This window comes from Campylobacter sp. 110 (genome assembly GCF_002383965.1).
Lineage (GTDB): Bacteria > Campylobacterota > Campylobacteria > Campylobacterales > Campylobacteraceae > Campylobacter_D > Campylobacter_D coli.
Map to the genome: position 1 here is coordinate 1 of NZ_NXBD01000059.1, position 9,389 is coordinate 9,389.

Annotated in this window: 8 protein-coding genes and 2 pseudogenes; all 10 read right to left on the reverse strand. The window is 30.7% G+C overall.

What is annotated here, in order from left to right; translation table 11 throughout:
• Positions 1–309, reverse strand: a pseudogene (locus tag BGS43_RS09205) (motility associated factor glycosyltransferase family protein); the annotation flags it as partial.
• Positions 309–1,079, reverse strand: coding sequence for a flagellin modification protein PtmA (gene ptmA / locus BGS43_RS09210; protein ID WP_096569514.1), 771 nt, complete (start codon positions 1,077–1,079; stop codon positions 309–311). The pseudogene BGS43_RS09205 and the gene ptmA, both read right to left, overlap by 1 nt.
• Positions 1,079–1,786 carry a CMP-N,N'-diacetyllegionaminic acid synthase gene (gene legF, locus BGS43_RS09215; protein WP_057033204.1) on the reverse strand — a complete coding sequence of 236 codons (708 nt, stop codon included), beginning with the start codon at positions 1,784–1,786 and terminating at the stop codon, positions 1,079–1,081. Before legF ends, ptmA begins: the two co-directional genes overlap by 1 nt.
• Complete coding sequence (gene ptmF, locus BGS43_RS09220) at positions 1,779–2,684, reverse strand: L-glutamine-D-fructose-6-phosphate isomerase subunit (protein WP_044600636.1); 906 nt, start codon at positions 2,682–2,684, stop codon at positions 1,779–1,781. The genes legF and ptmF overlap by 8 nt, the downstream gene beginning before the upstream one ends.
• Positions 2,681–3,706, reverse strand: coding sequence for a nucleotidyltransferase family protein (locus BGS43_RS09225; protein WP_044600635.1), 1,026 nt, complete (start codon positions 3,704–3,706; stop codon positions 2,681–2,683). The genes ptmF and BGS43_RS09225 overlap by 4 nt, the downstream gene beginning before the upstream one ends.
• Positions 3,707–3,714: 8 nt before the next feature.
• Positions 3,715–4,869: a GDP-N,N'-diacetylbacillosamine 2-epimerase (hydrolyzing) gene (legG, locus tag BGS43_RS09230; RefSeq protein WP_032684866.1), complete on the reverse strand. Its 1,155-nt coding sequence runs from the start codon at positions 4,867–4,869 to the stop codon at positions 3,715–3,717.
• Positions 4,862–5,866 carry a N,N'-diacetyllegionaminate synthase gene (legI, locus tag BGS43_RS09235; RefSeq protein ID WP_071450888.1) on the reverse strand — a complete coding sequence of 335 codons (1,005 nt, stop codon included), beginning with the start codon at positions 5,864–5,866 and terminating at the stop codon, positions 4,862–4,864. The genes legG and legI overlap by 8 nt, the downstream gene beginning before the upstream one ends.
• Positions 5,867–5,905: 39 nt before the next feature.
• Positions 5,906–6,581, reverse strand: a pseudogene (locus tag BGS43_RS09240) (methyltransferase domain-containing protein).
• 17 nt (positions 6,582–6,598) lie between these two features.
• Positions 6,599–7,720 (reverse strand): N-acetyl sugar amidotransferase, encoded by a 1,122-nt coding sequence (locus BGS43_RS09245; protein ID WP_057033201.1) that lies wholly within the window; start codon positions 7,718–7,720, stop codon positions 6,599–6,601.
• 1,013 nt (positions 7,721–8,733) lie between these two features.
• Positions 8,734–9,389: class I SAM-dependent methyltransferase (locus BGS43_RS09255; protein WP_096569517.1), on the reverse strand; the 656-nt coding region annotated here is incomplete at its 5' end.

Consider the following 9,389-nt stretch of genomic DNA (forward strand, 5'->3'; position numbering starts at 1 on the left):
TTGATGATTTTTATTTTGCAATAAAGCTTTAAATAAAATTCCATTTCCAAAACCATAAAAATACAATACAGGATAAAGTAGGTATTTATTATTATAAGTATTTAGCATAGAGTTTAATTCATCAATAACATTTTCATAAAGAAAAGTATTATCACTTGTATCTTTTAAATTGATATCTAGATTATCTTTACCTAAGATAAGTTCAAATTTACTAGACTTGATTTCTTTTAAACTTTCTTTTAAAAGAATATTGCTTAAAGCTTCAATGTTTTTATTAAAGAGTTCTTTTTGAGTAGGGGTGAAGGTCATCATAAGCCCCATCCATCATCTACTACTAAGGTTTGCCCTGTGATAAATCTACTCTCATCACTAAGCAAAAACACCAAAGTTCCACATATATCATCTGCATCTAACATGCCTTTACTCGCACAACATTTTCTATAAGCTTTTAAAAAAAGTTCGTTTTGATTGTCTAAAATTCCCCCGCTTGCTAGGGTATTAACGCGTATGTTTTGATTAAAAAGCTCTTTAGCTAGCCAAGTACCCATGTGGTTAATCCCTGCTTTTATCACGCTATATTCTAAAGAGCTTTGCATGGAAGTGCCTTCATAGTTTTCAAATTTTGGCGCATAAACTCCCATGATGGAGCTAAGATTGATGATATTGCCATAGCCTTGTTGTTTAAAAAATTTCACAAATTCTTGAGCAGCCAGCATAAAGCCTGCTAAATGTAAATTTAAACTTTCACAAATTTGTTCGTATTTGAGTTCATAATAAGGCGTTTTACCCCAATCTTTGCCAAAAGGATAGCTTGAATTGACAAAAGCATCGATTTTACCGTATCTTTCATGACTTTTTTGAAGGGCGGTTTGTAAGCTTTCTTGTTTGGTGATGTCAAGTTCTAAGCTTAAAAGTTTTGTTTTAAAAGTTGTTTCTAAATTTTCTTGCAATTTTTTTAAGCATTCTTTGTTGATATCTGCGAGTATCACTGTGCCTTTGTTAAGAAGTATTTTTTGACAAAGTGCTTTACCTATACGCCCACAAGCTCCTGCTACAAAGATGATTTTATTTTCAAGCATTAAAAATCCTTTGGTGATAAATTTTTTAAAGAGATCAAAAACTCTACGATTTTAAAATCAAGCTCGCTATCTACATCAAAAGCCGTGCTTTCATCCATCACAAAAAGCCCTGTTTTTTCTCCAAAAACACTATCATTTTCTAAAAGATAATCCCTTTTAAAAATATAAATACTAGCGTTCATATCGTAGCATTTTGGGGCACTTTGGCGAGTGGTAAAACTTCCTTCTTTGGATTTTACCACTTTATCATTTTGTATTTCTATGAGATTAAAATAAGGATTGCGTCTAGCGGGAACTGCGGTGATGAGATTGGAATTGTCATTTTTAACAAAACTTTCATAAGCTTTTTTTATATCAAGGCTTGAGCGAAGCGGGGCTGAAGCATCCAAGTCTATGAGGGTTTCAAAACGCGTTTTAAAATGCTCTTCACTTCTTAGCAAGGCATCACGCATGACAGGAAGTTTTGCAGCCTTATCATTGGCAAGATGGGCTTCTCTTTTGAAAAAAACTTCAGCGCCATATTTTTGGGCTACACTTGCGATTTCATCGCTATCAGTGCTTATGACTATGTGTTTAAAAAGCTTTGAATTTTGAGCTTGTATGATACTATAAGCTATCATTTCAAGTTCGTTAATCTTTCTAATATTTTTGTTTTTAACGCCTTTGCTCCCAGCTCTAGCACAAATGGTACATAAAATTTCAGCCATTTTTTCTCCTTACTTCATCACAAAGTTCAAGTACTTTTAAAGCCTGCTTAAGATCGCAAAGTTCTTTGTCTTTTTCAAAGACTGCTTGATGTAAATTTTGAAGGGTTTTTATCGTATCGTTTTCAAAATTTAAGATTTTTTGACTTTGATCTTTGTGATAAATTTCGATTTTATTGTTTATCAAATCGGCTTTAAAACTTTTTTCTAAAGTATGGATGGTAATTTCTCTTTTGTTGAATTTAGAAAAATAGTCTAGTTCTATATGAATTTTAGCTTCTTGTGAATTTTTTAAAACCAAAAAGGCAAAATCATCGCTTGTTATGTCAAGCTCTGAAATTTTAGCATTTTGAGAGTATATAAGCTTTAAGTCTCCAAAAAGAAAAAAGGCCAGATCGATTTCATGAGAAAGATCGAGTAAAACCCCACCACCTAGCTCTTTTTTAGCACTGTAATTTTGTCTGTAGTCTAAAGCCCTCCAATGAGGCAAATAAGAATTACAAACCAAACTAGCAAAATAAATTTTTTCCTCTTTTAAAAGCTTTTTTAAAGCCACAATCACAGGATGAAAACGCAGTAAATACGCTACATAAATGTGATTTTTTGAGCTTGTGAAATTTTGCACCTTTTCAAATAAAGGTTTTTCTACGAGTATGATTTTATCTTTTACAAGCTCATTTAAAGTTTTTAAGGTGTTAAAATGCTCTGTAGTGATGTTTGCGATGATAAAAAGATCAAATTCATTTAAATGACATTCTTTTAAGGAACGATAGATTTGAGTTTTTTCAAACTCTTCTTTTTTAGCACTTAAAGAAAGCAAACTTACTTCATACTTTAAATTTTTTAAGGTCAAAAAATGCTTTTTTCCTATGCTTCCAAAGCCCATGATTAAGACTTTCATTTAAAATCCTCATTGGCTTTTAAAAACTCATCCGGCCTTCCAATGTCGATCCAATAATCATTGATGATATAGGTATTTACCTTACCTTTTTGTAGAGCGAGTTTGATGAGTTCGGGCATGTCTAGGTATTCATTTTTAGCAATTAAATTTAAAATTTCATTTTCAAGTACATAAATCCCCGCACTTACTAGGAATTTTTGGGTAGGTTTTTCTTCTATATTTTCTATAAAACCTTGTTTTTGAGTGATTACCCCATAAGGAATTTGTTGCTCAAACTCACGCACGCAAACACTCATTAAAGCTTTTGATTTTTTATGCGCTTTTAAAAGATTATTAAAATCAAGCTCGGTTAAAATGTCTGCATTCATGACGATAAAACTTTCTTTAAATTCTTGTTTTATAAGGCTTAAAGCCCCTGCTGTACCTAGTTTTTTACGCTCTTTAATATAAGAAATTTTAACCCCAAATTTTTGCCCTTTTTGAAAATAATCTTCTATGATTTGTTTTTTATAATTCACACAAAAGATAAAATTTTCAAAATTTTGGTTTTTAAGTCTTTGGATTATGCTTTCTAAAATGGGTTTTTTGCCTACTTTTAACATAGGTTTTGGAGTATCTTTAGTCAGCTCTTTTAAGCGAGATCCTAAGCCTCCAGCCATGATGACAATGGAGTTTGGATTGGTTTTTAAAAGCGATGAGACAGATTTTATGGAAAGAATTTGCCCTTTTTCATCTAAAACAGGAAAATCATAAATATCGGTTTTAGCAGAAATTTTTAAAAGCTGTTCTTTGCTTGTGTTTTCTTTTATGGTGATGGGATTTTTAGTGTAAATATCCTTGATACTATCTTTTAAAGTTTTGCCATTAATTAAAGCTTTTCTGATGTTTGAATCGCTAATGACTCCTAAAAATTTATCCTTTTTATCCACTATAATGCCTAGTCTAACGCGTTCTTGCCCGACTATTTTTAAAGCTTCTTTTATGCTAGAATCAGGGGTGAGTTTGAGTTTGTTTATATCCACACTAAGCCTTATAAATCGATGAAATTTTTATGTAAAATTGTATCTAAATTTACATTTTTTAGGCAAGTTTTTATGATTTTATTGGGATTTTTATCATTATCATAAGGGTTTTTAAAATTTTTTAAATTTTGTTTAAATTCTTTGCTTTCTAATTTTTCAAAAGCTTGATCAAGATCGTTGATTTCGCAATCAATGATATTTTGAGTTCTTAAACGCCCTTTTTGTCTATCGCCTATATTAATGCAAGGAGTTTTAAAAAAAGGACTTTCACTAATACCACTTGAAGAATTGCCTATCATGGCTTTGGCTATTTTCATAAGACTTAGGTATTTTTGTGAGCCAAGATTATCAAAAAGTTTAGCCTTGTGTGAGTTTTTTTGGCAATAATCTTGTAAAATTTCATTGATTAAAAGTCCATTTTCATCGGCATTTGCTTTGGTAAAAATCAAACTTGCATTTTTAAGGGTGTCAAGTTTTTTAAGTAAGGTTTTAATCTCTTTTTGAGTATTTTTTACATTTAAGGTTAAAGGATGATAAGTGATTAAGTAAAGTTCTTTATCTAGTTTCATTTCTAAGGCTTTTTCTAAATCTTTTTTGTTTAAAAAATTCATATTTTTTATGATAGTAGAAGCTAAAGAACCTATATTAAAAACCCTTTTTTCTTCTTCTCCAAGTTGCAAAAGCCTTTTTTTATAAATTTCATGACTTACAAAATGTAAATGTGACATTTTTGAAATGCTGTGTCTTATACTATCATCAATAGCCCCTAAAGTAAGCTCCCCGCCACATAAATGCACTAAAGGTATGTGCATCAAAAGACATACACTTGCTACGCTAAGCATTTCATAACGATCGCCTAAAATCACCACCATATCAGGTTTTAAGTCTTCAAAAGCATCGCTAAAAGCACTAAAAGCTAAACTCATGCTTTTGCAAAGGCTTATTTTATCATCATTTGCAAGTAGGATAGGAATTTTCTTAGTGATTTTAAATTCTTTTTCTATTTCTTTATAAGTGAGTCCAAACTCAGGGCTTAAATGCGCTCCTGTAGCGATGATTTGAAGGCTTAGATCTTTATCGTTTTGAATTTCATGACATAAATTTCTTAAAAGATACCATTCAGCCCTTGTTGCACTGACTATACAAATTTTTCTTTTACTCACGGATAAGCTCATCTTCTTTGTAGTTTTTAGTAGCAATCTTACCCAAAAACTCTTCATATCTCATAGCACTTATACCATTTGCGGGGCGTTTGGTAGTAAGATTTTCTTCGTTAAAAATTTCTCCTTTTTGTATATCTTTTTTGGCCACTAAACTTTTTCTTACTATGTTGATATTTTTTTGTTCGCTTTTGCTTGCTTTTTTTATGCCATCACCCATTGCCTTTTGTATTTGTCTTATTTGAGTACAAAGCGTTTTTAGTTCTTGAGGTTCTAAACTTGCTTTATGATCAGGCCCTGACATATTTTTGTCTAGAGTAAAATGCTTTTCTATCACGCAAGCTCCTAAGGCAACTGCAGCTAGGGAAATGTGTATGCCTCTTGTGTGATCAGAATAACCCACATCAAGCTTAAAAGCGTCTTTTAAGCTTTGCATGGCTTTAAGATTGACTTCATTAAAAGGGGCAGGGTATTCTGTAGTGCAGTGTAAAAGAGTGATATTTTGGCGTTTAGCGCCATTTTTGCAAAGCACATTTAAAGCTTCTTCTATCTCGCCTAAATTTGCCATGCCTGTTGAAAGTATGATTTTTTTATTAAGCTTTGCAATTTTTTTAAGATAGGGTAGATTGGTGATTTCTCCGCTTGGAATTTTAAAGATTTTTAAGCCTAACTCATTTAAAAGATCTACACTTTCAAGATCAAAAGGAGTAGAAAGAAAGGCGATATTGCATTTTTTTGCGTGTAAGATAAGCTCTTTATGAGCTTTAAGATCGAGTTCGAGTTTTTGCACCATTTGAAGCTGACTCTCATCATTAGCCGTGGTTTTAAGCTGATAGGGTGCTTTTTTAGCCTTTGTGCTGATGCAGTTTTTGGCTTTAAAACTTTGAAATTTAACAAAATCAGCCCCTGAATCTGCTGCGATTTCTATTAACTTTTTAGCTAAATTTAAATCACCATTGTGATTAACTCCTGCTTCTGCGATGATAAGAGTTTTTTTCATAGTTTTGCCTTTATTTTGCCTTAAAATAAAGGCAAAATTTTATTTTTTAATACCTACATAAATGTAATGGTGTGCTGATCCTTCAAAATTATAAAAATTAATAGGATCATAATCTCCTAAAAATAAAGTTTTAAAAGGTTGAAAAAGATTTTCTAGATCTTCGACTTTATCGATGAAATGTATAAAACTTGTTTCGTTTAATCTTCCATTAATTTCAACTTTACTCAAGCCATTTTTTTCTTCTTTTTGACTGTGGGAAAAATAATAATTTTTCTTGCTCATCATTGTAGCAAAAAGTATTCCACCCGTGTTTAAAAGTTCGTAAAATTCTAAAATATTTTGTTTGAGTTCTTTTAAGGGTATATAGTAAAGACTTTGATTTGCAAAGATAATATCCATATTTTCATCAAAAAGTCCTTTGATGCTAGAATTTGGTTCTATAATTTTACAATACCCCCCCCCCGCTAATATTTTGCTCCCAAATTTCTTTTAAACTTGGAACTATATCTATTCCAAAAGTTTTAAACCCTTTGCTTTGAAAATACGCTGAATGTACACCATTGCCACAACCAAAATCAAGTAAATTTCCATTTGTTTTATCGAGTTTGTATTTTAAAATTCTTTCATAAAAACGTACTACATGACCATCTGGAAAAAATAATCCGTATCCATTTTCATTATATTTCATTGTATAAGCTTCTAATGAGTTTTGCATTTTTTTCCTTTATATTTTTATTGTAATTTGTTTTTTAATTTAAATTCTCCAAAATCATTTTTATAAAATAAATCCATATTATAGCGTTTTTCTACTATTTTCCAAAATGTGGTTTTGCTAATACCTATGAAGTTGCAAAAATCTTCAACGCATCTATTGTCAAGCTTATGATCTCTTTTTTGCACGAGTTCAATGGCTTCTTTTCTGCTTAAAAGCCCATAGCGCACAAAACGAGCCGCATAATCACTTGCCATAGCATGACCAAATTTAGGGTATTTCATCCAAGCGTGTAGGATATAGCCTATACTATCAACTTGGTCAAAATTTTCTGCACACATTGTTCTATCCCATTCGCCTTCTAGATCAGTAAAACCACGAATTTTAGCAAAAATATAATTGCTATAAGAATTCCATTTTATAAAATAGCTCAGATAAATAGGATCAAGTTTATCGAGTTTATCTTTGCTTGGATTGAAAAAAAGTTGCAAATTTTCTTCTTTGATTTCATCGTCTATAAATTCATTTATATCTAAATCACTAGCTACACCATTTAAAAATATTTCTTTGGCACTAGGAGTTTCTTCGGCATCACTACCTCCATATTCATAACTAACATTTTCTCCATAAACCAATAAAGGTGTATTAAATTTTAAAGCCATAGCAAAAGGATAGCTGTAAATCAGTCTATCAATAAACCAAGTGGGTTTTCCATATTTTTCAAAGGTTTTTAGCATAACTTTTTTTTGAGTTTTGATATCAGGCTTTAAGCTAATAATATGACAACCAAAAGTTTCACTTAAATTTTTAAGATTTTTCTTACCTGCTTCAGTCATGGTGAAATTATCTTCAACGCTAAAAAGAATAGGATTCATTCCAAGTTTTTCTTTCATGATATGCACTTGAAAATGCGAATCTTTACCTCCACTTACGGCAATAGCACAATCATATTCAAATTTTCCATTCATTCTGCGGTATTTATCGCATAAGACTTCAAGCTCTTTAAACCTTGCTTTATAATCAATATTTTCTTTATTTTTATGATTGATACAAGCACTGCATATATTTTTGCCATTTTCATCTTTAAAAAATTTAAGTCCGGGTCTGGTATCTGGCATAACACAATAATCACAATATTTCATTTTTACTCCTATAAAGATTGTAAAAATAACTACCCCCCCCCCATTGCGGTATTTGAGGAAAAAATTATTTTTATAATCTTTACAAAATTTTTTATAATTTAAAGCATCAAAAACTATCCCACCTATGTAAAAAAAGCTTTCAAGTGTTGAAAATTTTTGCTTAAAATAAAACAAATTATCATCATCCTTCACCCCACCACCAAGTAGGATAAAATCAATATTTTTGTTTAAACAAAGTTCAAAAGAAAAATCAAGTAAAGCCGCATTGGCATTTTTTTCATTTTTATTTGCACTAAGATGATAGTAGGCAAATTTCTTACCTAAGAAAAAACTAGCATAGGCTAAAATTTCACCCCTATAACTTGCTTTTAAGATTAAGCTTTGTTTAAAATTAAAAAGCTCTTTAAAATAATCATCATCAAAAAAATAAAACTCACCTGCTTGATTTCTTCTCATGGTTTCATCGTAAAGTCTTTTAAAATCCTTAGCATCACTTGCCTTTGCCTTTGAAATTTCAAGTTCTTTTCTTGCTTTTTTCACATAAGTTTTTATTCTTGGACTATAATTGGCTCTGATTTGTTCTAAATTTTTATAGATTGGCACTATGACTATCTTTCTTTCTTTTAAGAAAAAATCAAGCTTTTTTTCATAAAAACTTAAATTTTTATCAAAAGGATGAAATCTTATAAAAAAAGCAACGATATTTTCCTTCAAAGCACGCTGTCTTAAATTCTCTAAAGCTCTCGTTAAAAAGGCTTTATCCATGCTATTGCTATAAATTCCACCATACCCATAAGGACTTTGCAAATCAAAAAAAGAAGTATTCTTTATACTTTTTTTATTGGCTACAATTTTTAAAAAATTTCCATTTTCTTTATAGACAAATTCAAAAACTTTTCCATAAAATTTTGCATATTCTTTTTGAAAATAAATGTCCTCGCCAAAATCATCACAAAAGAAATGATCATCTAATTTTTCAAGTAGAATTTTACTCATTTTCTAAAGCCTTGTTTTTAATAATCCCCCCCCCCCATAGCTTCCGTAGAGCTTTTTTCACCTTCAAAGATTAAAATTTCTTCTTTGATACTTTGCTTATCCTTTAAGGTTTGGGTATAAAAATTGATACATTTTAATTCTTTATAAAGTTCTTTTAAGCTTTTTTCATCATCAAAACGCAAAGAACCCATTTTGATGTAAATTCCGTGATTTGGCTCGAAAAAATCTCCTTTGTCAGCTTCATATCCAAAAACTTGCTTGGATAAAGCACTAGAATAAAACTTGCCACCCTTTTTAAGTTTTCTAACGGCTTTTGTGAAAATATTTTTTGACTTTTCTCTATCATTGCAACAAAGCGATGCCACATCTATAATGGCATCAAAACTATCATCTTTAAAACTATCTAATTTATCGATATAATCACCCAGTTCAATTTGCTTGATTTTATCACTTAAATTCTCATCTTTCATACGAGCTTTAAAACGCTCTAATCCTGTTTTGCTCCATTCTATACCACTTACACTAAAACCTTCTTTTGCACAAAACCATAAATTAGCTCCTGTTCCAAAACCAAGTTCTAAAATATTGATTTTACTTCTATCTTGCACATTATAAAAATTCCTTGCTATAAATCTTATAACATTTTCACTTGGATACTTGCCCCATTCTTTTT

Excerpts from the sequence above, each read along its gene's own strand:
- legF (WP_057033204.1), bottom strand. The coding sequence starts at position 1,786 with ATGGCTGAAATTTTATGTACCATTTGTGCTAGAGCTGGGAGCAAAGGC.
- legI (WP_071450888.1), bottom strand. The coding sequence starts at position 5,866 with ATGAAAAAAACTCTTATCATCGCAGAAGCAGGAGTTAATCACAATGGT.
- ptmF (WP_044600636.1), bottom strand. The coding sequence starts at position 2,684 with ATGAAAGTCTTAATCATGGGCTTTGGAAGCATAGGAAAAAAGCATTTT.
- BGS43_RS09245 (WP_057033201.1), bottom strand. The coding sequence starts at position 7,720 with ATGAAATATTGTGATTATTGTGTTATGCCAGATACCAGACCCGGACTT.
- ptmA (WP_096569514.1), bottom strand. The coding sequence starts at position 1,079 with ATGCTTGAAAATAAAATCATCTTTGTAGCAGGAGCTTGTGGGCGTATA.